This window comes from Burkholderia sp. AU39826 (genome assembly GCF_020419965.1).
In the GTDB taxonomy this organism is placed as follows: Bacteria; Pseudomonadota; Gammaproteobacteria; order Burkholderiales; family Burkholderiaceae; genus Burkholderia; species Burkholderia semiarida.
Map to the genome: position 1 here is coordinate 79,602 of NZ_JAIZQG010000014.1, position 24,373 is coordinate 103,974.

At 68.3% G+C, this 24,373-nt stretch carries 26 protein-coding genes and 1 pseudogene; 5 read left to right on the plus strand and 22 right to left on the minus strand.

Translation table 11 applies throughout. From position 1 onward, the window contains the following. Window positions 1-36: 36 nt before the first annotated feature. From LGM42_RS22240 to LGM42_RS22255, 4 genes are all read right to left on the minus strand, one after another. Window positions 37-939, minus strand: coding sequence for a LysR substrate-binding domain-containing protein (locus LGM42_RS22240; protein ID WP_226233196.1), 903 nt, complete (start codon window positions 937-939; stop codon window positions 37-39). Between the two features lie 147 nt (window positions 940-1,086). Beyond that, window positions 1,087-2,256, minus strand: coding sequence for a class C beta-lactamase (gene ampC, locus LGM42_RS22245; protein WP_226233197.1), 1,170 nt, complete (start codon window positions 2,254-2,256; stop codon window positions 1,087-1,089). 392 nt (window positions 2,257-2,648) lie between these two features. Continuing rightward, window positions 2,649-3,461 (minus strand): alpha/beta fold hydrolase, encoded by an 813-nt coding sequence (locus tag LGM42_RS22250; RefSeq protein ID WP_226233198.1) that lies wholly within the window; start codon window positions 3,459-3,461, stop codon window positions 2,649-2,651. A 70-nt stretch (window positions 3,462-3,531) separates the two neighbouring features. After that, a complete protein-coding gene (locus LGM42_RS22255) occupies window positions 3,532-4,017 on the minus strand; it encodes a hypothetical protein (RefSeq protein ID WP_264168331.1) in 486 nt (161 codons plus the stop codon). Between the two features lie 404 nt (window positions 4,018-4,421). On the opposite strand from LGM42_RS22255, the gene LGM42_RS33060 reads away from it, so the two are divergent. Continuing rightward, window positions 4,422-4,556, plus strand: coding sequence for a hypothetical protein (locus tag LGM42_RS33060; protein WP_006767081.1), 135 nt, complete (start codon window positions 4,422-4,424; stop codon window positions 4,554-4,556). Between the two features lie 170 nt (window positions 4,557-4,726). Here the strand turns inward: LGM42_RS33060 and LGM42_RS22265 are convergent, their stop codons facing one another. From LGM42_RS22265 to LGM42_RS22275, 3 genes and pseudogenes are all read right to left on the minus strand, one after another. Next, complete coding sequence (locus LGM42_RS22265; protein ID WP_226233199.1) at window positions 4,727-5,914, minus strand: beta-propeller fold lactonase family protein; 1,188 nt, start codon at window positions 5,912-5,914, stop codon at window positions 4,727-4,729. A gap of 127 nt (window positions 5,915-6,041) precedes the next feature. Further along, window positions 6,042-6,209 (minus strand): annotated as a pseudogene (locus LGM42_RS22270) (microcystinase MlrC family protease); the annotation flags it as partial. Between the two features lie 82 nt (window positions 6,210-6,291). Beyond that, window positions 6,292-6,669, minus strand: coding sequence for a S26 family signal peptidase (locus LGM42_RS22275; RefSeq protein WP_226233200.1), 378 nt, complete (start codon window positions 6,667-6,669; stop codon window positions 6,292-6,294). Between the two features lie 279 nt (window positions 6,670-6,948). Between LGM42_RS22275 and LGM42_RS22280 the strand changes: the two genes are divergently transcribed. Next, window positions 6,949-7,929: a helix-turn-helix domain-containing GNAT family N-acetyltransferase gene (locus LGM42_RS22280; protein WP_226233201.1), complete on the plus strand. Its 981-nt coding sequence runs from the start codon at window positions 6,949-6,951 to the stop codon at window positions 7,927-7,929. A gap of 283 nt (window positions 7,930-8,212) precedes the next feature. Here the strand turns inward: LGM42_RS22280 and LGM42_RS22285 are convergent, their stop codons facing one another. The 11 genes from LGM42_RS22285 to LGM42_RS22335 all read right to left on the minus strand — a co-directional run bounded on the left by LGM42_RS22285 (window position 8,213) and on the right by LGM42_RS22335 (window position 19,542). Beyond that, the gene (locus LGM42_RS22285; protein WP_413227149.1) at window positions 8,213-8,764 is read right to left on the minus strand and encodes a DNA-binding protein; all 552 of its coding nucleotides are present in this window, start codon (window positions 8,762-8,764) and stop codon (window positions 8,213-8,215) included. A 44-nt stretch (window positions 8,765-8,808) separates the two neighbouring features. Further along, a complete protein-coding gene (locus tag LGM42_RS22290) occupies window positions 8,809-10,056 on the minus strand; it encodes an MFS transporter (RefSeq protein ID WP_226233202.1) in 1,248 nt (415 codons plus the stop codon). Window positions 10,057-10,356: 300 nt separating this feature from the next. Further along, entirely contained in the window at window positions 10,357-10,686 is a 330-nt protein-coding gene (locus LGM42_RS22295; protein WP_059579344.1) for an H-NS family nucleoid-associated regulatory protein, read from the minus strand. 308 nt (window positions 10,687-10,994) lie between these two features. Next, a complete protein-coding gene (locus LGM42_RS22300; RefSeq protein WP_226233203.1) occupies window positions 10,995-12,344 on the minus strand; it encodes a reverse transcriptase family protein in 1,350 nt (449 codons plus the stop codon). Window positions 12,345-12,602: 258 nt separating this feature from the next. Next, complete coding sequence (gene hutC, locus LGM42_RS22305) at window positions 12,603-13,358, minus strand: histidine utilization repressor (RefSeq protein ID WP_226224433.1); 756 nt, start codon at window positions 13,356-13,358, stop codon at window positions 12,603-12,605. Between the two features lie 50 nt (window positions 13,359-13,408). Next, window positions 13,409-14,902: an HAL/PAL/TAL family ammonia-lyase gene (locus LGM42_RS22310; RefSeq protein WP_226233204.1), complete on the minus strand. Its 1,494-nt coding sequence runs from the start codon at window positions 14,900-14,902 to the stop codon at window positions 13,409-13,411. Window positions 14,903-14,909: 7 nt separating this feature from the next. Then, on the minus strand, window positions 14,910-15,701 hold the full coding sequence (locus tag LGM42_RS22315) for an ABC transporter ATP-binding protein (RefSeq protein ID WP_060309986.1): 792 nt from the start codon (window positions 15,699-15,701) through the stop codon (window positions 14,910-14,912). A gap of 28 nt (window positions 15,702-15,729) precedes the next feature. After that, window positions 15,730-16,476 (minus strand): ABC transporter permease, encoded by a 747-nt coding sequence (locus LGM42_RS22320; RefSeq protein WP_059579357.1) that lies wholly within the window; start codon window positions 16,474-16,476, stop codon window positions 15,730-15,732. 12 nt (window positions 16,477-16,488) lie between these two features. Then, a complete protein-coding gene (locus LGM42_RS22325; RefSeq protein WP_059579360.1) occupies window positions 16,489-17,211 on the minus strand; it encodes an ABC transporter permease in 723 nt (240 codons plus the stop codon). A 92-nt stretch (window positions 17,212-17,303) separates the two neighbouring features. Next, complete coding sequence (locus tag LGM42_RS22330; protein ID WP_059579363.1) at window positions 17,304-18,164, minus strand: transporter substrate-binding domain-containing protein; 861 nt, start codon at window positions 18,162-18,164, stop codon at window positions 17,304-17,306. A 412-nt stretch (window positions 18,165-18,576) separates the two neighbouring features. Then, window positions 18,577-19,542 carry a dTDP-4-dehydrorhamnose reductase family protein gene (locus LGM42_RS22335; RefSeq protein WP_226233205.1) on the minus strand — a complete coding sequence of 322 codons (966 nt, stop codon included), beginning with the start codon at window positions 19,540-19,542 and terminating at the stop codon, window positions 18,577-18,579. Window positions 19,543-19,619: 77 nt separating this feature from the next. Between LGM42_RS22335 and LGM42_RS22340 the strand changes: the two genes are divergently transcribed. Continuing rightward, window positions 19,620-19,832, plus strand: coding sequence for a hypothetical protein (locus tag LGM42_RS22340; protein WP_226233206.1), 213 nt, complete (start codon window positions 19,620-19,622; stop codon window positions 19,830-19,832). A 25-nt stretch (window positions 19,833-19,857) separates the two neighbouring features. Here LGM42_RS22340 and LGM42_RS22345 read toward each other — a convergent pair whose 3' ends face one another. After that, window positions 19,858-20,271: a DoxX family protein gene (locus tag LGM42_RS22345; RefSeq protein WP_060309990.1), complete on the minus strand. Its 414-nt coding sequence runs from the start codon at window positions 20,269-20,271 to the stop codon at window positions 19,858-19,860. A gap of 24 nt (window positions 20,272-20,295) precedes the next feature. Here LGM42_RS22345 and LGM42_RS22350 point away from each other — a divergent pair, with 24 nt between their 5' ends. Both LGM42_RS22350 and LGM42_RS22355 read left to right on the plus strand, forming a co-directional pair. Next, the gene (locus LGM42_RS22350; RefSeq protein WP_226233207.1) at window positions 20,296-20,610 is read left to right on the plus strand and encodes a hypothetical protein; all 315 of its coding nucleotides are present in this window, start codon (window positions 20,296-20,298) and stop codon (window positions 20,608-20,610) included. A gap of 42 nt (window positions 20,611-20,652) precedes the next feature. Next, window positions 20,653-20,871 (plus strand): hypothetical protein, encoded by a 219-nt coding sequence (locus LGM42_RS22355; protein ID WP_226233250.1) that lies wholly within the window; start codon window positions 20,653-20,655, stop codon window positions 20,869-20,871. 128 nt (window positions 20,872-20,999) lie between these two features. Here the strand turns inward: LGM42_RS22355 and LGM42_RS22360 are convergent, their stop codons facing one another. From LGM42_RS22360 to rbsK, 3 genes are read right to left on the minus strand one after another with little or no spacing between them, the layout of a single operon-like run. Beyond that, window positions 21,000-21,947 (minus strand): dihydrodipicolinate synthase family protein, encoded by a 948-nt coding sequence (locus tag LGM42_RS22360; RefSeq protein WP_226233208.1) that lies wholly within the window; start codon window positions 21,945-21,947, stop codon window positions 21,000-21,002. A gap of 43 nt (window positions 21,948-21,990) precedes the next feature. After that, window positions 21,991-23,310, minus strand: coding sequence for an MFS transporter (locus LGM42_RS22365; protein ID WP_226233209.1), 1,320 nt, complete (start codon window positions 23,308-23,310; stop codon window positions 21,991-21,993). 60 nt (window positions 23,311-23,370) lie between these two features. Further along, window positions 23,371-24,297 carry a ribokinase gene (gene rbsK / locus LGM42_RS22370; RefSeq protein ID WP_226233210.1) on the minus strand — a complete coding sequence of 309 codons (927 nt, stop codon included), beginning with the start codon at window positions 24,295-24,297 and terminating at the stop codon, window positions 23,371-23,373. Between the last annotated feature and the right edge of the window lie 76 nt (window positions 24,298-24,373).

Consider the following 24,373-nt stretch of genomic DNA (forward strand, 5'->3'; position numbering starts at 1 on the left):
CTTTTTACTGCGTGGCCGGTGACGTGCCGTGCCGGTTCAGTCGATGCCGCCGCCTGCCTTCAACTGCGCGCCCACATAGTCGAGAAAGCTGACGATGCGCGACGACAGCGTCGCATTGCGATAGAACACCGCGTGAATCGGCTGGCGGAACTCGACCGTGTCGTCGACGAGCAGTTCGACGAGGCTGCCGTCGCGGCGATGCGTGCCCGTCATGTAGTCGGCGAGGCACACGATGCCCGCGCCAGCGAGCGCGAGCGTCAGCAGCGTCTCGCCGCTCGACGCCTGCAGCGCCGGATGAATGCGGTACACGCTACCGTCCGCGGCGCGCAGCGGCCATTGGTTCAGCGTTTCCGGCTGCGCGAAACCGAGCAGCACATGGTTCGCGAGATCGGCGACGCTCGCCGGCACGCCGGCTTTCTCCAGATAGGCCGGGCTCGCCAGAATGCGCAGCCGGCTGCTGCCGAGCCGGCGCGCATGCAGCGTCGAATCGCGCAGCTCGCCGATCCGGATCGCGACGTCGGTGCGCTGTTCGAGCAGGTCGATGATTTCATCGCTCGTATGGAGTTCGACCGCGATCGCCGGATACGCTTCGCGAAAGCCCGGCATCATCGGCGCGATCACGTGCTGCATGAACGGCATCGCTGCATTGATCCGCAACCGCCCGGCCGGTGCCTCGCGCTGGCTGACGATCTGTTCCTCGGCGAATTCGACCGACGCGATGATCTCGCGCACGTAGTCGAGAAAGAGCTTGCCCTCCTCGGTCAGTTCGAGGCGGCGCGTCGTGCGGCGAATCAGCGTGGTGTCGAGTTTTTCCTCGAGGCGCCGCAGGATCCGGCTCATCACCGAGGTCGGCTGGTGCAGTTTGTCGGCCGCCCCCGTCAACGAACCGGTATCGGCGATGGTCACGAACGCGAGCATCTCGTCGAGGGTCGTCTTCATGGTCGGCACTCGTCAGCGGTATCAGGGACCGTCACGATAGTGCCCACGCACCCGTTTGATAAGCGGGCGCACGCGCGAATGACAGTTGATTTCGATTCAATAATTCCCGCCGAATAGTGCCCGGACAATCGGCGTGAAGCGGGAGGGTTACCGCCTGTCGCCGAGCGCCCCGAGGATCCGGTAGGCAACCTTCACGCGATCCTCGATCGGCACGTTCCCGTTCGCGAGCATCACGATCGCGATCCGCTTCGCGGGAACGAACGCGACGTACGTGCTGAAGCCGGCGGTCGAGCCCGTCTTGTTGATCCACGTCGCGGCGCTCGGGGCGAGCGGCGGCTGGATCGCGCTGGCCGGCACCGCGTCGAACAGCATCTTCGGCGCATTGCCCGCGAGCAGCGTCGGCAGCGTGACCGGGTACGGATACTGTTCCCAGATCAGATCCTGCGTCAGCGGCCCCGCGCGGAAATAGCCGGTGTGCGTGCGTTCGATCGCGCGCTGCAGGCGCGGCGCGGTCTGGATCATTCCCATGTTCGCCTGCACGAAACGCAGCAGGTCGGCCGCCGTGGTCCGCACGCCGTACGCCGGCTGCCACAGCATGCCCTCCGTCATCCGCACGGGCTTGCCGTCCTTCGTGTAGCCCTGCGCATAGTCGGCCATCCGCGCGGCGGGCACGTCGATGTACGTATGCGTCATCCCGAGCGCGGGGAAGAGCCGCTGCTCCATCAGCGTCGCGAAATCCTGGTGCATCGCCTTCGCGGTGAGCCAGCCGAGCATGCCGATCGCGACGTTCGAATACTTGCGATGCGTGCCCGGCGCATACTCGGGCCGCCATGCGCGGAGATAGCGGATCAGGCCCGCGTCGTCGCGAATGCTGTCCGGCACCTGCAGCGGCGTTCCGCCGGGCGTGTGCGTGCCGAGCTGAAGCAGCGTCACGACGCCAAACGGCTTGCCCTGCAGCTCGGGCAGATACTTGGCCGCGGGGTCCGCGAGCGACAGTTCGCCGCCCTCCTGCGCGTCCGCGGCGAGCGTCGCGGTCAGCGTCTTGCTGACCGAGCCGATCTCGAACAGCGTGTCGCCCGTCACCGGCTTGCCGGTCTGCTTCGACATCACGCCGTAGTCGAACACGTAGGGCTTGCCGTCGGCGACGACGCCGATCGCCATGCCGGGAATCGCGTACTGCTTCATCAGCGGCGCGATATGGCGGGTGACGGTGTCGTGGAGGTCGTCCTGCGTGACGGCGGCCGCGCGACCGGCGGTGGCGGTCGCGCATGCGGCGACGAACAGGGTCGCGGCGAAGCGCGTCGCGTTGAATCGCATGAGTGCGTTCCTTTCGATTTCCGATGGTTGCATGAGCAACGGATACGGCGGCGCCGCGCATAGAGGGCGGCGCCGCCGGCCTGTCGAAGCAGGACTATCCGCTATCGCCCGGCCGCCAACAATCGACGATATGTTGCGCGAGGCGAAAGAAAAGCTTATGAGGTACGGCGAATGGCACCGCGTCAAAAAATCGACGAAAAAGAGATAAGCCTCGTCAGATCCACGCGCGCTGGCCTGCCGCGCGATTGATTCACCCGCCCGGATTGAAAGTCGAACTCGACCTGCGGGCCGACCTGCCCAAGTGGCACATCATGCAGCGCGTGCCGTGGATCCCGCCGACAGCTTGATGGTCAGAACGCGCCCGGCAGCGGGCCGCGCGCCGCGCCTGCATATCACCCCGGCAGCCGGTCGAGAAACGCGAGCATCGCCGCATTGAACCGCGCGGGCCGCTGCAGCGGCGCGAAATGGCTAACGCCGGGCAGGATCGTCAGCGTCGCGCCCGGGATCGTGTGCGCCAAGTACGCCGCATGCTCGGGCCGGATGAATTCGTCGTGCTCGCCCTGCACGATCGCAACCGGCACGGCGATCGCCGCGAGATCCTGCGCGGTGTAATTCGGTTGCGTGCGCATCATTTCGCTGACGGCGGCGACGAACGCGTCGAACTGATCCGGTGTCGCCGACAGTCGCGCGTAGTCCTTGCGATGCCGCGCGAAACAGCGGTCGATCAGCGGGCTCGGCGCCATCTCCTTCGTGCCGCCCGGATCCATGTTGCACGCGAAGAAGAACACGCCGGCCGCCCGTTCCGGCGCGCGGGCGGCCAGCACGAGCGCGATGCATGCGCCGTCGCTCCAGCCGACGAAGCGTGCACGATCGACGTGCAGCGCGTCGAGGACGGCCAGCACGTCCGATGCCATGCGTTCGTACGAATAGGGGCCGTCGTCGCGCGTGCTGCGGCCGTGGCCGCGGCTGTCGATCACGATCGCGCGGTAGCCGGCCGCGAGCAGCGCCGGCACCTGGTTGCCCCAGTTGCCGCCGTGGCCGAGGCCGCCGTGCAACAGCACGACCGCCGGCCCCTGGCCGTACGACGCGTGCCAGATGCGCGCGCCGTCGTGGTCGAGCCATCCTTCGGCATCGGCGGCCGGCAGCGGCGGGCCACCGTGCGCGTCGAAGCGGACGAGTTCGTCGTCGTCGAGTTCCGCATTCATCGTTCAGCCGTCCTTGAGAAGGAGACGCGCTTGCGATTGTAATGCGTGCGGCCGATGCCGCCGTGGCCGCTCAGGCCTGCGTCGACACCAGCCCGCCCGCCTGCGAGCCGCCGGATTTCGCGAGCGCCGCGGCAAGTTGCGCGATCGCCGTCGCGAGCGCGGCCGAGATCGTGCTGGCTTCCGCGCTCAGCGACTGCTGTTCGACGGCCGCGGACGGGTCGTCCTTCGCCCGCTGCGCCGCGGCGGCCATCTGCCGCTCCAATGTCGCGAGTTGCTTCTGCAGCCGCTCGATCAGCGCCTTCAACTGGGCGACCGCCGGGTCTTCCGACGATGCACCGGCCGCTCCGGGCGTTTCGCCGGCGGCGCCGGTGGCATCCTTCGTGGCGGCGGTGCTCGACGTGTCAGTCGCTGCGGCGGCACCTGTCGCGCCCGTTGCGCCCGTCGTACTCGCGGCATCCGTCGCGCCGCCGGTCAACGATCTCGCGGCGGCCGGGTTCGCGGTCATGGCGCTGTCCGCGAGCGGGGATCGCGCGGTCGTGGAGAAATCGATCTGCATCGTGTCGGTCCGTGTGTCGGTTGACGAAGTGACATGGCGGAAATCGCCTTCCAGTTCGTTTACGGCATTCGTCACACGAAACTTGAATATCGAGGGTCGGGTGGATTACTGCACGATGACCGAAATTGATGGCGAAAGGGCCAGATTCGCGGCATGGCGGCGCTGGTAAAATCGCCGCTTCGCCGGCTGGATACGCACGTCGGACGCCCGTTCGGGCCCGATCGCGCGATGCCGCCGGCTTCGACTCCGGCCTGTCGAGGCGCGGCACGCAACGTCGCCGACGACGCCCTCGCGGCTTCCCGGGTCGCCTTTTCCGTCCGCCTGCACGCGTGCCCCGCTCACCGCCCGAGCGGCGAACGCCGTGCGGCACGCATTCACTTCATCACGCATTCGAGGAACACACGATGGCCCGCATCGGCGCCTTCTGCATCACGACGTGGCTCGCCGCCGCGATTCTCTACTTCGGCCAGCACTCGGTCGCGATGATCGTGCTCAGCGGTGTCGTGGTATTCGGCGGGTTCGATCTGCTGCGTCCGTAACGGCACGGCCGTACCGTCCGGTGCAAGCGCATCGGGCGCTTCTTTCCGCGCGCATCCTCGCGTGCGCGTCGCCGGTTCGCCCGCTCCTTCATCCGTTGAAGAAGCGCGTGCCGTTCACGGCCGAACGGCCCGCGCAGGTTCCGTCGCCACCAGCCGTGAACAAAGCCCGTTCAGCGCGGCAGCGTTCTCAACGAAGACGGCCCGCCCGTCAGCGCGATCCGTTTGCCCGTATCGCGCAGCTTGCCGCCTTCGACCGCATACAGCGCAAGCTGCCGTTCGACGTTGAACTGCACGATCACGTGCCGGCTGTCGGCGGTAAACACGATGCCCTGCGCGGCTTCGCCGCCCGGCACCTCGCTCACCTTCACGGCCTGCCCGTCGCGGATCTCGAACAGCAGCACCTTGCCGAGCTTGCGGCGGCCGGGGTTGTCGGCCGTCAGGTTCGAGCCGTCCATCGCCTGCACGGCGATCCACCTCCCGTTCGGCGAAATCGCGACGCCTTCCGGCAGCGACGGCACCGTCAGGTACTGCACCGTGCGAAACGGCACGCGCGACACGTCGATCAGCGCGACCGAATCGGCGTCGCCCGCGAGCGTGCCGGTGTAACCGGGCAGCCCGGCGAGCCCGACGTTGCTGACGACGGCCCAGCGGTTGTCGCTCGACACGTCGATCGTGTACGGCGCGACGCCCGTGCTCAGCCGCGTGCCGCTGTCGGTCACCTTGCCGTCGTCGACGTTCAGCACCGCGATGCCCTGCTCGTCGCGCAGCGACACGAGCGCATGCTTGCCGTCGTGCGTGAAGCTGATTCCGGCCAGCCGCTTCTTGCCGATTTTCAGGGTGCCGTCGAGCGTCACCTGCGTGCCGTCGATGCGCAGGATCGACACGCTGCCGTCGACGTTGGCGACGAGCGCGAGCCGGCCCGAGCGGTCGATCGCGATCCCTTGCGGATGCGTGCCGAGCTCGACGCGCGTGATCGCGGGCGGCGCGGTGTCGAGATTCACGACTTGCAGGAACGTGTCGAACACGAGCTGCTTCGCGGCCGTGTCGTAGCGCGTCGGCGCGCCGACGAGCGCGAGCTTCGCGTCCGGCGTGATCGCGACGGCCTGCGGCGGCCCCTGGATGCCGTTCTCGACGTCGATCTGCGCCGCGACTTTCGGCGGGAACGTGCTGGCGTCGAGCAGCGTCAGCGTGTCGGCGGGCGGGGACGGCAGAAAGGTGTCGCGGCCCTCGACACGCTGGTACTTGCCGTCGTTGCCGGACACGATCCAGTCGGCGGCGTGCACGGTGACGGCCGTCGTGGCGAGGGTCAGCGCGGCGAGCAGGCGCGCGCCGCGCGGGCGGAAAGGATTCGAATGCATGGCGGTCGGTTCTCCGGATCGGTTGCGGACGCAATGAATTGCCCGGCCCTGCTGCCCGACGGGCCGGCGCCATCGGATGATGCCCGAAAGCGCGCGCGCCCGGCGTCTCGCACCCGGTTCGGTTCCGTCAATCCGTGCGTCGCGTGCCCGACGGCCACTCGACGACGTCGTCGAGCGGATACACCGACCGCGCGAGCCGCTCGTAGCGGAACAGCCCGAAGTCCGAGCCCGCCACGCCGCGGCTGTCGCATTCGACCAGCGCGGACGAAATCGGCACGAACACCGGCCGGCAATGCCCGTCGCGCGCAACGGTTCGCGCCGCACGCTGATCGGGAACCCCATGCCCGCGGCGCGGCGGCGTACCGGGGCGGCACGCGTCAGCGCGGCGGCGTGCGGATTTTCCCGTCGACCTTCAACGTGCGCCGGTCGCGCGCGACCTCGTACTCGACCGTCTGCGCCGGCGCGACCGCGCCATAGGATCGGCCGTTGACGTAGACGACGCCGTCGTGCAACTCGATCCGGTCGCCGTTGACCGTCGCGGCCGCGCTGTCGCCCTGCAATACCGCACCCGAACAACCGGCCGTCGAAAAGCTGCGGACCGACGCGTCCGCCATCGCGGCGTTTCCGCCGCCCCGATCCGCCGCATGCGCGGCGCTGCACGGCGGCGCGTCCATCGCGCCGGCGGCATGAAGCGGCGCCGCGCCGATGCCACTGCCGGCAAGCAACGCGATCGTCATCGGCGACAGCTTGTTCATCGTGATCTCCGTGGTCCGCGGTCGTCGATCGGGGGTCGGTCGACGCTCCGGCTCGCAAGTCGGCCCGCTCCGCCAGTATGCGGCCACTTCCGCACGCCGGGCCATCGGCTTGGGTACCCCGCCGTGCCGCGCTGGTCCTCGCGCGTCGATCCGCCTGACCGCCGGGCCGCACGGCGGCGGCGCCTGCGAAACAACCGACCCACGTGAAAAATCCGCCTTGCATAAGTTGCGACTCGCAACTATTGTTGATTGCGCTCCGCAACTTTCCACGGACAAACCATGGACCTCATCGACGTGCCGGCCAAGCCGCGCGACGCAACCATCCTCGAGCTGCGCGACTTCTCGCGCAAGCTGGTGCGCGAGCTCGGCTTCATGCGTGCGACGCTGGCCGACAGCGACTGGGCGCCGTCGGCCGTGCACGCGATCCTCGAGATCGGGATGACGCCCGGCATCAACGCGAAGGATCTCGGCGCGATCCTCCGGCTCGACAAGTCGAACACGAGCCGGCAACTCGCGCGGCTCGAAGCGGCCGGGGTCGTGGAGCGGCGCGTGTCGAGCGAGGACGCGCGCGCGATCGAGCTGTACCTGACCGCCGAAGGCGAGAAACTCCGCAAACGAATCGACACGTTCGCGACCGATCAGGTGTCGAACGCGCTGCGCCGGATGATGCCGGCCGACCAGCAGGCGCTGCTGCGTTCGCTCGCGCTGTATGCCGATGCGCTCGCCCAGGACAATGCGGCCAGGGCGCCCGTTGCACCCGCCGAGGCGCCTTCGATTCGCGACGGCTATCAGCCGGGCTGCATCGGCGACATCGCGAGCCTGCATGCGCGCTTCTACGCGGAACACTGGGGTTTCGGCGCCTTCTTCGAACAGCGCGTGGCGACCGAACTGGCCGCCTTCGCGGGCGCGCTGCCTGCCGACGGCAAGGCGCTGTGGCTGTGCCAGGAAGACGGGCGCACGCTCGCGTCGCTCGCGATCGACGGCGACCCAGCGACGGGCGTCGCGCACCTGCGCTGGTTCATCGTCAGCGACGCGTTGCGCGGCTCGGGCATCGGGCGCCGGTTGATGACGCTCGCGATGCAATTCGTCGACGCACACCGGTTTCGCGAGACGTACCTGTGGACGTTCAAGGGGCTCGATGCCGCGCGCCATCTGTACGAGTCGTTCGGCTTCGCGCTGACGAGCGAATCCGCGGGCACGCAGTGGGGGACGGAGGTGGTCGAGCAGCGCTTCAGCCGGCCGGGGCCGGCGGGCGGCTGAGGTTCAATGGACCGTCGTCGATCCGGCGGGCTTCATGACGCCCGCTACAGAACGGGGACACGACACGGCGAACGCGCGCGGTCCATCGGCGTATCCATCCGGCGAGGCATCGAGCAACGTGATGCTGCTGTAAGCCGATGCCGACCGGGATTCGCCAACCGGAACCGGCTGTCGGCGCGATGAAGACAGCGCGTCGAACGGAGGGCGACGGAGCTGAACCGTGCCTGCGGCGGTTCGAGCCGACGTACGTTGCCGCCGACGGTCGCCGAATGGATCGATCGCCCTATCGCAGCGCGTGCTCCGCCGCGAACGCATCGTCGATGAACCGGATCACGTCGTCGAGCGACGACGTGCACGTGGCGTCCGGGGCAAGCGACCGAAACGCGCCATCCGGCCCGAAGCAGACGAGCGGCTTGCGCCAGCGCTGCGCGAGCGCGATCTCCTCGGCCGTCCCGTGCCCGCCCGGCAGCGCGACGATCAGGTCGCTGCTCAGCACGTTGACGTAGTTGCGATTGATCGCGTCCGGCGCCGCGCCCGGTTCGCGCCGCGGCAGCGGCGTGAGGATCGGAACGTCGACGAACGGATGCGGATAGCCGTCGAGCGGCACGAAGCCCGCGACCGGATCGGCCCGTGTCGGCAGGATGCCGATCGATCGGCCGGCCCGACCGGGCACGCCGGCGAACGCGCGCGCGACCGCCAGCATCACACCCTGCCCGCCGCCCGTCAGCAGGTTGAACCCGGCCTGCGCGAGCCACGCGCCGAGCGGTTCCGAAAACGCGAGCCACGGCTCCTTGCCCGAGCCCATCACGCCGATCGTCCTGTTGTTCCGTTGCATCGTGGTTTCCGGTGAAATCGTGGCGGCATGCGCGCGTCCCGCGCTCATTCGAGCTCGACGCCCTTGAGCTCGGGAATCAGGAACACCGTCGCGACCATGTCGAGCACGTAGAGGCCGGCGAGCAGCGCGATGGCCGTCTGGAACGAGTAGTGCGCGGCGAGCGCGCCGACCGCGACCGGGCCGAAGCCGCCGACCGCGCGGCCGATGTTCCACAGCACGTTCTGCGCGGTCGCGCGTGCGGCCGTCGGATAGCCTTCCGACATCAGCGTCCCGTAGCCGCCGACCATCCCGTTGACGAACATCCCCATCAGCGCGCCGGCCCACAGCATCGCCGTCGGGTCCGACAGCCGCGCATACGCGATGACCGTCACGACCGAGCCGAGCTGGTACAGCAGGAACGTCGGCTTGCGACCGATGCGGTCGGCCAGTTGGCCGAACACCCAGACGCCGATCATCATCCCGAGGACGGTCGCCGCCGTCCACACGCCCGATTTCGTCAGCGAGAAACCCATCTGCTTCGACAGGAAGGTCGGCAGCCAGATCATGATTCCGTAGTAGCCGAAATTCTGGACCGAACACAGGATCGCGATGCCGACGCTCGTGCGCGCGGTGCGGCCGTCGGCGACGAGCATGCGGAACGCGTTGGACTTCGGCTGCGTCGCGCGCAGCACGAACGCTTGCGGCTCGTGCAGCGTGTTGCGCATCACCCAGGCGAGCAGCGCGGGCAGCACGCCGACCGCGAACATACCGCGCCAGCCGATGTGGAGCAGCAGCAAAGGCGTCACGAGCGCGGCCAGCAGCACGCCGGCCTGCCAGCCGAGCGCGACGTAGCACGACACGCGGGCGCGCTTGGCTGCAGGCCACGCTTCGGCCGCGAGCGCCATGCCGATCCCGAACTCGCCGCCGAGGCCGATGCCCGCGATGGTGCGATAGACGAGCAGATCCTGGAAGCCGCGCGCGAATGCGCACAGGCCGGTGAAGATCGCGAACAGCAGGATCGTCCAGGTCAGCACGCGCACGCGCCCGTAGCGATCGCTCAGCGCGCCGAACACGATGCCGCCCGCGACCGCGCCGACCAGCGTCCATGTGACCAGCGCGCCGCCCTGCCCGGGCGTCAGGTGCAGCGCCGCCGTGATCGCCGGCAGCATGAAGCCGAGGATCAGCAGGTCGAAGCCGTCCATCGCATAGCCGATCGCCGATCCGGCCAGCGCCTTCCACGCGTATGCGCCGACCCGCTCCACGCCCGGGGCCGACGGCCCGCCGAGCGTCGAAGATTTCATGTTTGCCGCCATGGTGTCCTGCCACGAATGTCCGGCGACATTCTAAGGCCTGTGCCCGCGAACGACGCGGGCGGATGCGCGCCGGCCCGCGCTGGCCGGACGGCTGGCGGGAAACGACGGACCACGGCGGGCAACGAACGGGAAAGGAAAAAGGAAGGGGAAAGGGAAAACGTCGATCCGGTGCGGCGGCGAGGCCGGCGATGCGCGATCAGGCCGGACACCGGATGAAAGACGGCAGGCGGGCGGAATATCGCCGTCCGGCCCGCCTGCGCGAACCGGACGACGCCGGATGGCCCGGCGGCGCGGCGGGCTTCAGCCCTGATCGTCCCCCGGCCACCAGGTTTTGGCTCCGCGGTCGACGGCAAGCGTTTCGAGATCCTTGCCTTCGAGCCATTTCGGCCGCGGGCCGCGCCCCGACCATGAGCGGCCGGTCGTCGGATCGTAGTACTTCGCGGGCGCCTTGCGCTTGCGCTGGACGATGTAGCCGAGCGCGCTCAGCACTTCCTGCTGCGAAATCCCCAGCAGCTCGACCTGTTCCTTGAAGGCCGCGAGCGCGGCTTGCTTCTCCTTCTGCTTCGCCTCCGACAGCTTGATGTTCAGGTCCCGAAGTTGTGCTTCGAGTTCCTGCAGGGCCTGGGTCATGTATTCATCCTCTTTGGGCATGTTTTTGCAAAAAGCTCCGATGGCCGAACCTACCACGAAGTTCCGCCGATCGGGGCTGTCAAATAGGTGAATCGTCCACCTGAGCCGGCATGATTTGCGCGATGAGCACGAAACGACGTCGTGCGTCACTGACAGGCAGCACCGGCCGGCAACGGGCGGCGCCGCGAGTGGACGGCGGCCGCAAGTGATTCGCCGCACCTGTCACGGGCGCGGCATGGCGCGAATGATAGCAGTGCGCGGGATCGTGTTGCAGAAGTCGCGGGCCGCGGCAGATGCGAGCCGGCGGTTCAGCAGTCTTCGCCGCCGGCCTCCCATGCGATCCGGTCGAACAGCGCGCGCAGCTTCGCGCCGCGCGCCGCGTTCAGCGCGCTCGCGTGCGCGACGCGCCCGGCCAGATGCGCACGGAAATCCGGATGCGCGCCGCGATTCTGCGACGCCGGGCCGTGCCGGACGCAATTGGTCAGGATGGCCTTCAGGCGATCGAACGCGTCGCGCGCCAGGTTCGGATGACGATTGACCACCACGCCGGCCAGTTGCTGCCGCGTGCCGCGCCGCATCACGCGGGTCTTGCGCAGTTGCAGCGCGAAGCCTTCCTCGAGTGCGATCGCGGCGACCCGGATCTGCAGCCGCGCGATGTCGCGCGCGAGTGCGCCGCCGCCGGAAAACGCGAGATCGTCCGCATAGCGCGTATAGGTCGCATCGAGCGAACGCGCGAGCGCGGCGAGCCGCATGTCGAGCCGGAACGCGCAGAGGTTGGCGAGCGCCGGCGACGTCGGCGCACCCTGCGGCAGATGCCGTTCGCGATAGCGCTGGCGGCCGATCCAGTCGAACCGGTCGCGCAGGTCCGGCGCGAGCAGCCGCGCCGACGGCACGCGATTGGTGCACATCCCGGTGAGCGTCCGCGCGACTTCGGCCGGATACCCGAGCGTCACGAACAGCGCGTGAACGCGCGCCGCGCGCACCGACACGAAGAAATCCGCGAGATCGAAGCGCACGACGACATCGCGATCCGCATGCGGCGCCGCGAACGACACGATCCCGTGTCCCTTGCGAAAACCGTGTACCGCGCCGTGCGGCGCAACGCGATCGAGCAGCTCGTGCAGGATGCGGCGCTGCGCTTCGCGCAGCCGCCCCTTCGGGATTTCGACGAGCCGGCACCCGCCGCTGCGCTTGTCGACCGCGACGTACGTGTAGTGATGCAGCGGCGTGGCGCTGCCGCGCGCGTCGACGCGCCAGTGATCGGACAGCCAGTCGAGTTCCGGCACGCTCACGCCGAGCCAGCCGGCGAGATCGCCGGGCGTCGGCCAGTGCGGCACGTCGCAGCCGGCGAGCGGCGCCGGCAGCGGCCGCTGCACCAGCGGCCGCCGCACGATGCGGATCACCGCTGGCCGACGGTCGCCATACCAGGCACGCACGAACGCGGGCGCCTCGGCCAGCACCGCCGCGAGCGCGTCGGTGTCGGTATCGGCCCACTCCGCGCCGAAGCGGACGAGCGCGAGGCCCGCGCATTCGTGCGCCCACGGCGGCGCTTCGCCGAGCACGGCGGCCATCCGCGCGACGACGCCGTCGCGCTCGGGCGAACCGGCGAGCATCGCCTCGGCAATCGTTCGGGTGGTGTCGCGCAGGGATGAGTGCATGGACGCAGAGGGGCGGGACGACGAGTCAACGTGACTGGTGCTGCGAGGGGTCATGTTGCGCGACGCGCAACGGATTCCCTTGCGGCGCATCGGCGTCTCGATCCGATCCACGGGGTAGCCCCGTAGTCCTGGAACATCGGCTGCCTGTTCCGGGCGTGTGCTTGACCCGCCGCCCCGCGTCGCGACTTTAATGGGCGGCGACGCCAGGTGTCAAATCGAGCCGGACGACGCACGATGCGCGACGCCGCCCCCGCTTCCCTACATGTTGCCCGCCAGATGAAACCGCGACGCCGGATGCCACAGCCTCACGGACGTGGCGACCTGCTCGCCGACCCACGTGCGGCGTCGCAGCAGCAGACACGGTTCACCGATTTCCATCACGAGATGCCGCCGCACCTGCGCATTGGGCTTCTCCGCGTAGATCTGGAACTCCGCGCGCTGGATCGGCGCCAGTCGCACCATGTAGTGATTCGGCGTCTCGAGCGTGAAGTCCTGCTCCAGATACGCGGGAAACAAGGCCGGATTGACGTAGCGATCCTCGAACTGGATCGGTTCGTCCTCCTCGTAATGCACGATACGCGAATGAAACACGGGCCCGGCGCGCAGCCCGAGCGCCTCGATCGCGTCCGGATCGACGCTGCGCTCGATCAGCAGCACGCGCGCACTGTGCCGATGGCCGCGCTCGGCAATTTCGTCCGCGATGTTGCGGATTTCCAGCACCGTCGACTCGTAATGCCGGCGCTCGACGAACGTGCCGGCCCCCTGGATGCGCGTCAGCACGCGCTCGGCCGTCAGTTCGCGCAGCGCGCGCGACACCGTCATCCGCGCCACGCCGAATTCCTTGACCAGTTCGGCCTCGGTCGGGATCGCGCCGCCGGGCTTCCAGTCGCCCTTCGCGATCCGCTCCACGACGTAGCGCTTGATCTGCTGATAGGCCGGCAATGTCCGCGCCGGCACGGTGTCGGCCGATGCCGACGCCTGCCGTGCGGAAAGTCTGCGTTCCGTTTCGCTCATGCGCCCTCGCCCGAATGAATGTGGGGTGATCGGCCCGTCGTTGGCCGTCGTCACTGCAACGAAGGCGGCACACCCGCGACGATGCCGGCCGCGATCGCGATATCGTCCGCGAGCGGCCGGTCGTCGCGATACGCCGGCACGCGTTCGCGCACATGCCGCCACAGCGCGTCGGTCGACGCGGCGCGCGCCGTTTCGCCCGGCTGCAGATCGTACGCCTGCGCGGCCGCAAGCAATTCGATCGCGAGCACGCGCGTCGTATTCTCGATGATGTCGAGCGCCTTCAACGCGGCCGGCGTCGCATGACACAGGTGATCTTCCTGCAGCCCCGACGTGATGCCGCCGTCGAGGCTCGCCGGCGCGGCAAGCCGCTGGTTCTGCGCGACCAGCGCGACCGCCGTGTACTGCGCGATCATGAACCCCGAACAACTGCCGCCCGGCGCGGCAAGAAACGCCGGCAGCCCGCTGACGAGCGGATTCACGAGCCGGTCGAGGCGCCGCTCGGCGATCGCCGCGACCTGCGCCATCGCCGCCGCGAGGCTGTCCATCGCGAGCGCGATGCCCGCGCCGACCGCATGCGCTTGCGAATGCACGGCCGGCGTCTCGCGCGTGCCGGCGACGATCGGATTGTCGGTGACGGACGCGAGTTCGCGATCGACCACCTCGGCCGTGACGTCGAACACGTCGCGCGCCGCGCCATGCACGTGCGGAATCGTGCGCAGGCTGAGCGGATCCTGCGTATGCCGGCCGCTCGCCGCGGCAAGCATGCCGCTGTCCGCCAGCAGCGCACGCAGGCGGGCGCCGACCTGGCCGATACCGGGCGAAATCCGCAGCGCGAGCGAAGCCGGATCGAAGGCGGCGAGTTGCCCGCCGAGGTTCTCGAAACTCGTCGCCGCGATCCAGTCGGCCCAGTCGAGCAACCGTTCGGCGCGAGCCAGCGCGAGCGCCGCCAGCCCCGTCACGCACGGCGTGCCGTTGACGAGGCTCAGCCCTTCCTTCGCGCCGAGCACGAGCGGTTCGCGGCCGATGCGCCGCAGCGCGTCGGCGCCGCGCAGGCGTTCGCCGCGATGGCGCGCATGGCCGTGCCCGACGCAGACGAGCGCGACGTGCGCCATGTGGGTCAGGTACCCGACCGAGCCGTGCGCCGGCACTTCGGGCAGGCAATCGTGCTCGAGCAGCGCGACGAGCTGGTCGACGATGTCGGCACGCACGCCCGAATGCCCGTGCGCATAGTTGTTGATCGCGGCCGCGATGATCGCGCGCGTTTCGGCCGCGCCGAGCGGCATGCCGACGCCCACCGCGTGACTCATCAGGATGTTGTGCGACAGCATGCTCTGCTGCGCCGGCGACACGATCACGTCGCACAGCGCGCCGACGCCGGTATTGACGCCGTACGCGCGAATCCCGCGCGCGACGATCTCGTCGACGAGTTCGCGGGCGGCCGCGACACGCGCGCGCGTCTCGTCGGCCAACGCCAGCGGCTCGCCGGCCGCCACGGCCGCCACCTGTCGCCAGTCGAGCGGCTGCGCCGCACGGAATACGGTCATGGCGGCCTCAGTTCGTCGTGCGGTCGTGGTGGCTCGACACGAATTGCCGGAAGCGCTCGGAGGTCTGACCGCCGAAGACGTCGTCGGGCGTCCCGTCCGCGTCGACCTCGCCCTGATGCAGGAACATCACGCGATTCGACACGTGGCGCGCAAAGCCCATTTCATGCGTGACGACCAGCATCGTGCGCCCCTCCTCCGCCAGCGAGCGCATCACGCGCAGCACCTCGCCGACCAGTTCCGGGTCGAGCGCCGACGTCGGTTCGTCGAACAGCATCACCTTCGGATGCATCGCCAGCGCGCGGGCAATCGCGACACGCTGCTGCTGGCCGCCGGACAGATGCGCGGGATAGTAGCCGCGCTTGTCCGCGAGGCCGACGCGCGCGAGCAGCGCCTCGGCCTCCTCCACCGCTTCCGCGCGACTGCGCTTCTGCACGCGCAGCGGTCCCTCGACGAGGTTGTCGAGCACCGTCATGTGCGACCACAGGTTGAAGTTCTGGAACACCATCCCGAGCTGCGAGCGGATCCGGTCGACCTGGCGCCGGTCGCTCGGATGCAGCTTGCCGTCGCGCGCACGCTTCATCGCCAACTCCTCGCCCGCGAGCGCGACGGAGCCGTCGTCGGGTGTCTCGAGCAGGTTCAGGCAACGCAGGAACGTGCTCTTGCCCGACCCGCTCGCGCCGAGGATCGAGATGACGTCACCCTCGTGCGCGTCGAGCGAAATGCCCTTCAGCACATGATGATCGCCGAACGACTTGTGGATGTTTCTGACCGACAGCGCGACGGGGGCGGCGGTGTTCATCGGATTCTCCTGGAAAGAATGGGCGCGCTCAGGACGCGACGCGCCGGGCATTGCGGGTCGCCGCGGCTGGCGCACCGGACGGCTTCGGCGCACGCAGGTGCCCCGAGAGCCGCCATTCGAGCGCGCCGAGCAGGCGCACGACGATGAAGTTCAGGCCCAGATAGATCACGGCCGCGCAGACGAACACTTCGGTCGTCCGGTAGGTCTGCTGAATGATCTGCTGCGCGACGCCCGTCACTTCCCACACGGTGACGAGGCTCGCCAGCGCGGTCGACTTGACGAGCAGCACGGCTTCGGTCGAATACGCGGGCAGACACTGGCGCAGCGCGATCGGGCCGATCACGCGCCGCAGCAGCGCGAAACCCGACAGGCCGATCGAATAGCCGGCCTCGATCTGCCCGACCGGTACGGCCATCAACCCGCCGCGCAGGATTTCGGCCGTGTAGCCTGCCGTGCACAGCGCGAGCGACAGCACCGCGCAGACGTACGGCTCGCGCAGCAGCGGCCACATGAAGCTCTCGCGAATCACACCGAACTGGCCGAGCCCGTAATACACGAGGAACATCTGGATCAGCAGCGGCGAGCCGCGAAACACGAGGATATAGGCCCGCGCGAAGCGGTTCGGCAGCCAGCGCGGCGACACGCGCATCGTGACGATCACGAGCGACAGCAGGCCGCCGAGCACGAGCGATGCGAAGAACAGGCCGAGCGTGGTCGGCACGGCCGCCAGCAACTGGCGCAGCGTGTCGACGAGAAAAGCGAAATCGATGGACATGCCCGTTCTCCGTCAGTTGCGCGCGAAATTGCGGCGGAACGACCGGCCGACGATCGCCTCGGCCCGGTTGAACACGCGGTTCGACAAGCCCGTCATCAGCAGATACAGCGCACCGCCCGCGACGAAGAACACGAAGTACTGGTGAGTCGAATTGGCGGCGATCTGGCTCGTGCGGAGCAACTCGGCAAGCCCGGTGACCGAGATCAGTGCGGAATCCTTCAGGCTCAGTTGCCACACGTTGCCGATACCGGGCAGCGCGAAGCGCAGCACCTGCGGAACCAGAATGCGCCGCAGCACCATGCCGCGCGGCATGCCGATCGAACGCGCCGCTTCGAGCTCGCCTTTCGACACCGCGAGCACCGCCGCGCGATAGACCTCGGCCTGATAGGCGCCCGAGATCATCCCGACCGCGAGCGCGCCGATCACGAACGGCGGCACGCCGATGAAGCCTTCCGCGCCGAACCACTGGCCGACGGCCGTCACGAGCGTCGAGCCGCCGAAGTAGAACAGATAGATGACGAGCAGTTCGGGCACGCCGCGAAATACCGTCGTATACAGATCGCCGAGCAGGCGGAGGCTGCGGTAGCGCGACAGCTTCGCCGCCGCGATCGCCGCGCCGATCACGGCGCCAACCGCCAGCGCGGCGAGCGTCAGCGCGACCGTCATCAGTGCGGCGAGCAGCAGCACACCGCCCCAGCCTTCGGTGCCGAAGCCGAGCATTTCAAGAATCGCCATGCGTGCCTCCCGGCATGTGTTGAGTGGATCCGCTGGATGCGTGCCGCCGCGCGCCGTTCGACGAACTTACGCGACGGCGGCCGAACACGCGCTTACGGGGTGACGTCGGTCTTGAACCACTTGTCGGCGAGCTTCTTCACGGTGCCGTCCGCGAGCGCCGCGCCGATCGCCGTATCGAACTTCGTCTTCAGGTCGGCATCCTGCTTGCGGAACGCGAGCCCTTCGCCCGGCCCCCAGATCGGCCCGCCGAGCTTCGGCCCCGCGAGCACGATCGATGCGTTGTCCTTCTTCGCGTTGTTCGCCGCGTAGTACGTGACGTCGTCGAACGAGGCGTCGATGCGCCCGGCGACCAGATCGAGATCGCGTTCGGGCGACGTCTTGTACACGCGAATCGACGCAATGTCCTTGAAGCTGTCGTTGATGAATTTCGTGTAGACGGTGCCCGACTGGATACCGATCGTCTTGCCCTTCAACTGCTTGCGCAGCGTGTCGACGGTAGGCTTGTCCGTGTTGGCGTCGCCCGTCAGCTTGACGATCGGCGCGCCGGGCGCGGCCTTCGGCAGGATCTTCGTATCGGTGACGGCGAACGTCGCCGGCGTCGCCGCGTACGGACGCGAGAACAGCAGGATCTTTTCGCGCTCCGGCGTGATGGAAATCGCATCCATCAGGACATCGAACTTGCCGGCCTGCAGGCCGGGAATCATCCCGTCCCAGTCCTGCGCGACCATGTTGCACTGCACCTTGATCCGCTCGCACACGTTGGCGAGCAGTTCCGGTTCGAAACCGCCCAGCTTGCCGCCCGGCAGCGTGAGGTTCCACGGTGCGTAGCCGCCTTCGAGCGCGACCGTCACCGTCTTCCATTCCTTCGCCTGCACCGGTGCCGCGAGCGTGGCCGCCGCAGCCGCGATGACGCCGATCGTCCTGATTGCCCACTTGATGCGCTTGCCGTTCACGAGATTCTCCTTGCGTTGAAGTTCGCCATCCCTTCGGTGCAGCGAGCCGCCTCAGGAATTTGTCTATACAAGCATGCAAGAAGAAAAACAGCGAGACAAGCAGTGATCAATAAAAACGCGGGAAACGCGGGAAATCCCCTAATTTCAGGGCTCTGGCGTGCATCGTCGCGGGGAATTCCGGCACATGTTTGGTGCAATTCGAGCGAGCGAATCTCAAGGATGACTAGACAAATCCTGAATTCGATCGCGAGTGCGCTCAGACGTGAAACACGTCTGAGGATTGGGGCTCGCAGCTGTCTGCCCCGTTGCCGGATGCGTTGGCGACGCGCCGGGAAAGCACGGCCGTACGCTCCACGACGGATTGGGGGTTGATATGTCGGCTGGGTACCGCGAGCCGCGAAGGACGCCGACCCTACCGCGCCTGCGGCGCGTCGCGCAGCACGGCCCGCAACGCCGTATCGAACGGCGTCGCGTAATCGATTCCGAGCGCGCGCACGCGCGCCGCATCGAGATGGCAGTCGTACGGGCGCGGCGTTGCGTCGGTCGGCTGCGTAATCGGCGCGAGCGACGCGTCGATGCCAAGCGCGGCCGCGATTCGCCGCGCGATGTCGTACTTCGTCATCGGCTCCTCGCTCGACCAATGGCGGATGCCCGTGACGGATTTCCCCGCGAGATGGCGCAGCGTCAGGTCGCGGATGACCTGCGCGACGTCGGGCGTCCAGGTCGGATAACGGATCGCCCATGCGTCCATGCCGACCGCGTCCGCGCCCGGTCGCGCGGACGCGACGACGGCCGGCACGAGGCTCGTGACGGCCGATTCGCTCCAGTCGGCGATCGGGCCGAAGAGCAACGGCAGGCGCAGCACGCACGACAGTGGCGAGGCGGCGAGGAGCGCGGCCTCGCCTTCCAGTTTGGTGCGACCGTAGATGTTCAGCGGGTTCGGGGTGGCGTCCTCGCCGTACGGGGCGGCGTTGCCGTCGAACACGTAGTCGGTCGAGATGCCGAGCGTCCATGCGCCGAATCGCGCGGCGAGCGCGCCGATGCGGGCCGGCGCCGCGACGTTGATGGCGCGGGCCGCGGCCGGGTCGCGTTCGCAGACGTCGGGGCGGCGTTCGGCGGCGCAAATGACGACGGCAGCGGGCCGGCACGTTTCGAACAGGCGCTCGAGAGCCGGCTCGTTGAGGACGTCGAGTTCGGCGATGTTTTCCGGCGGCAATGCGAGCAGTTTTGCGCCGGCGCCTTGCGGGTGCCGGATGGTTGCGAGCAGCGTCAGCGACGGTTCGCGGAACAAGGACGCGGCAACCGCGCGGCCGAGCAGGCCGGACGCGCCGATGACGAGGATGGTGGGACGGTCGATCGGTGAAATCTGGTTTGGCATGGGTGGCGCTCGATCACGGAAACGAATGGATTATCGGGCCTATTGGACAGTATGAACGGCTCGCATCCGGTCGGAACATGATCGCCCGCTTCTTCGCCTCTTTCTTCATCCATTTCCAGCCGGCCAACGGCTTCGTGCAATGCGTGATCCGCGATGCGGATTCCGACCGCGAGCGCATGCACTGCCCGCGGTGCCTGGGCACGACTCCGGTTCCGTCGTCGGCACGCGCGCCGCCCCAGCGTCGCCCGCAAAAACGAAGCCCGGCACGCTTGCACGTACCGGGCTTGTGATACCGAACGGAAACTTCGTCGTGCCTTACTTCCGGTCGACCGAATACCGGCCCGGCCCGCTCAACGCGAGCAACAGCAGCCCGCCGATGATGCTTACGTTCTTGTAGAAGTTGATCATCGCCATGTACTGCTCCATCCCCTGCAGCGCCCAGTAACGATGGCCGATCAGCGCGGTCGCGAGCGTATAGGCGGCGAATGCCAGCGCGAGCGGACGCGTATAGAAGCCGATCGCGATCAGCACGCCGCCCACCAGTTCGACCGCCACCGCGATCGCGGCCGCGAGTTCGGGCGCCGGATTCCCCGTCGACGCCATGTACGCGACCGTGCCCGAAAAGCCGTGCAGCTTCTGCCAGCCGAACAGCACGAACAGGATCATCATCAGCACGCGAGCCGCCAGCAGCAGCTCGTCCTTCTTCGACTCCAGTGAAACGTAACGCATGGCAATCACCCTTGAATTGACGGTTTGATGCATCCGCTGCCGCTGCGCGTCGAATCGGCGCGCGATGCCGGCAACGGACCACTCTTCGCGCAGTCGCGCGGCAAGCCAGGTGGCCCGCCGCCGAAGAATCCATCCGGTGACGCCGCGACTGACGGCGCGCGCCGGATCGGTTCTGGCGAAGCACGGGTGCAGTCTACTGTCCCGCAAAAATTCATCAATCCGCAGAAACACGATTTTCTGTCTCGAAATAGTGGACAATCGCGGGAGAGCGGCCCATCCGGTGACGGCCGGCCAGCGCGGATGGCGGACGATTCGCTCCAGACCAGCCTTGCCAACTGATACCGGCAAGGAAGAACACCTCTCGCCGAGCGATACATTCGCTTGCTGCTTGGCCTGTTCAATCCGGAGAACGGGATGATCGACGTGCGGACGACCGCACTGGCCGACGATCTGAAGCGTGTCGCGCAGCAGCAGTCGAATCTGTCCGACTATGCCGCGCAACTGACCCGGCAGTTCGTGACGTCGCGAATGACTGCGAATGGCAGCCGCATCGCGAAGCGGCAGGCATTGCCGCCAGCGACGGGAAGGGAATCGCGATGATGGCGCCGCGACTGCGACGCCTCGCGCAAGACGGGTCGTTCGGGCACGCAGCGGATGTGCCGCATGCACGGCACGGCACGGCATGCGATGCGATCACGCGCCGCGCTGCTGGCGGCGCGCGTCCTGCGTTATGACGCCGCGATCCGCCGGCGGAAATGTTCGGTGCCGGCCACGATCTTGTCGAGTACCGCGTCGAGCGCCCAGAAGCGTTCGCGCACGTCGTAGTCGATCGCACGGCATTTGATCGACCCGAACGTGCCGATCCGCTGGTGATAGAGCTTCGCGAGCGCCGGGTAGCCCAGCGCCTCCGATACCGCCGAGACGACCAGGAACGTCGAGAGTTCGTCGGCCAGCGCCGGATTCGATTCGCCTTGCGTGCGCAGCCACTGGTAGAGATCGGGATGGAAGTTCGTGAACACGCCGTTGAAACCGGCCGACCCGGCCTTCATCGCGTCCCACGCGATCGCGGCGTTCGCGTTCAGGATTTTCAGCGGCGACCCCGCGGCCAGCGCGACGCGCCGCTTCACCGTCGCGAGATCGCAGCTCACGTCCTTGAGCATCACGAATCGGCCCGTATCGATGCACGCGCGCAACTCGTCATCCGACAGAAGCCGCCGATAAGGCGCCGGACATTCGTACAGGCCGAGCGGAAGATCCGACGGCAGCCGCGCGAGCAGCCGGCGCAGATGGTCGAGCAACGCGGCGCTGCCGTTGCGTTGCGGATCGAGCCGGTTGGTCACGAGCACGACGCCCTGCGCGCCCGATTCGGCCGCCGCGCACAGTTCGGCGACCTGCGCGTCGAGGTCGTCGCTGATGTGGCCCGACGCGACGACCGGCACGCGCCCGGCCACGCGATCGACCACGAAACGCGCGAGCGCCGCGCGTTCGGCCAGGCTCAGGAACTGCATCTCGCTCGATTGCGCGACCGCGAACAACGCATCCGAGCCGTGCGCCAAATACCATTCGATGAGCCGCTCGAGCCCGGCGTAGTCGATCGCGCCGGCGTCGTCGAATGGCGTCAGCATCACCGGCACGATCCCCTCGATCGTCACGTTCGATGGCTGCGGGTAGTGCATCTGTTTCTCCTTGCTTCAATGAATGCGGATGCAGGCTGCAAGCTCAAGCCGGCAACGGTCCGGGCGCGGCGCTCGCGGCCTGTTCGGGAATCGGCTTGCGCACCAGCAGCAGGTACGCCATCGCGCCGGCGAACGCGATCGCCGCCGCGGTGAGCAGCGCGGGCACGAACGACCACTTCTGCGCGATGACGCCGGTCAGGATCGGGGCCAGCGCGCCGCCGATGAAGCCGCCGAAATTCTGGATCGCGCCGAGCGACGCGATGCGGCTCGGCGGCGCGGCTGCCGTCGCGAGCGCCCACGAGCACGCCGACGCCGCGTTGGCGAGAAAGATCACCACCGAAATGCATGCGAGCGCAACCGTATTGCTCTGCACGAGCGCGGCCGGAATCGTGAACGCGACCATCCCGAGCATCGCGGCCACCACCGCGTTGCGCCGGCTCACGACCGGCGACCGGCTGCGGCGCGTGACGAGATCCGACAGCCAGCCGGCGACCAGCGAACCGACGAACCCGCACAGGAACGGCACCGACGCGGCAAACCCCGTGCGGATCAGGCTCATGTGCCGCTCCATCGTCAGGTAGCCCGGCAGCCAGGTCAGGTAGACCCAGTTCAGGTATACGGAGCCGAAGAAGCCGATCAGCATCCCCCACGTCGTGCCGTGCGAGAACAGGCTGCGCCATTCGACGAAGGTCAGTTTCGGCGCGGCGACCGCGCTCTGCGCATCGGCATCGAGATAAGCGCGTTCGGCGGCGGACAGTTTCGCGCGCACCGGATCGCGATACAGCGCGAACCACACGACGGCGACGACGAGACCGAGCGCGCCGGTCACGATGAACGCCCAGCGCCAGTGAAACGACGCAACGAGCACCGACAGCAGCAACGGCGCAAGCGCGGTACCGAGCGGCGACGCGGCATTGAAAATGCCCGTCGGCGTGCCGCGCGCGCGCAGCGGAAACCAGTTGCTCACCACGCGCGCGGCCGACGGGAATTGCGGCGCCTCGCCGATGCCGAGCACGATGCGCGCGACGATGAACCAGCCGAAGGTGGATACGATACCGCCCGCCGCCTGCGCGAACGACCAGACGATCAGCCCGATGCCGAGCAGCCGGCGCGGGCCGATGCGGTCGACCAGCCCGCCGACCGGGAACTGGCACAGCGCATAGCTCCACGAGAAGGCCGACAGCAGCAGCCCCATCTGCGCGAGCGACAGGCCGAGATCGCCGCGGATCGCGGAACTCGCGACGGCCAGCGTGCCGCGATCGAGATAGTTGACGATCCCGCTCGCCATCAACAGCGCGAGCGCGATGCGTTGACCGCGCCGAATCCGTGGCGGCGCGTGCGGAACAGCTTGATTGTCGTTCATGTCGATTGTCTCCATGTCACTGTCAGCGGCCGGGTTCGGCCATTCCGTCGGATGCGGAATTCAGGTCTCCATACGGTCGACTTCGTCGCGCGTCGGAATCGATGTCTGCGCGCCGCGGCGCGTGACGCTGATCGCGGCCGCACGCTGGCCGAAGCCGATCGCGTCGTCCATCGATGCGCCGCCGGCCCGCGCGACCGCGAACCCGCCGACGAACGTGTCGCCGGCCGCGGTCGTGTCGACGGCCGCCACCCCGAGCGCACGATGGCGGCCGCTCCCTGCGCTGCCGCGCCAGCAGACACCGCGCGCGCCGAGCGTGACCAACACGTTGCCGACGCCCTTCGCGCGCAGCGCATCGGCGGCGCGCGCGGCCGACGCGTCGTCGCCGACCGCGATGCCGGTCAGCGACTCGGCCTCGGTTTCGTTGACGACGAGATAGTCGACCCGCGCCAGCAACGCATCGAAAAGCGGTTGCGCGGGCGCGGGATTGAGCAACACCGGCGTGTGATGCGCGCTGGCACAGGCAATCGCGCGCGCCACGGTGGCGACCGGCACTTCGAGCTGGCACACGAGCAGCGCGGCCCCGGCGATCGCGTCGCACGCCGCGTCGATCCGGTCGGCATCGACGCACGCATTCGCACCGGGCACGACGACGATGCTGTTCGCGCCGCCGTCGTCGACGGTGATCGTCGCCACGCCGGTCGCCGTGCCGGCGATCCGGTGCAAGTGCGTCACGTCGATGCGCTCCGCCGCCAGCGCCCCGTGCAGGCGCGCACCGAACGCGTCGTCGCCGACGCAGCCGATCATCGCGACCGATCCGCCCAAGCGCGCGGCCGCCACCGCCTGGTTCGCGCCCTTGCCGCCGTGAACGGTCTCGAACGTCGTGCCGAGCAGCGTCTCGCCCGGCACCGGCAGGCGCGGCGCGCGCGTGACGAGGTCAATGTTGACGCTGCCGACGACGGCGATACGTGGTGTCCGTCGGCCGTTCATTGCTGAATGTAATCGCTTACATTTGCGGTCGACAAAATGACCGGAATGGTCATCGTCTCGGAAAATTTCGCCATAC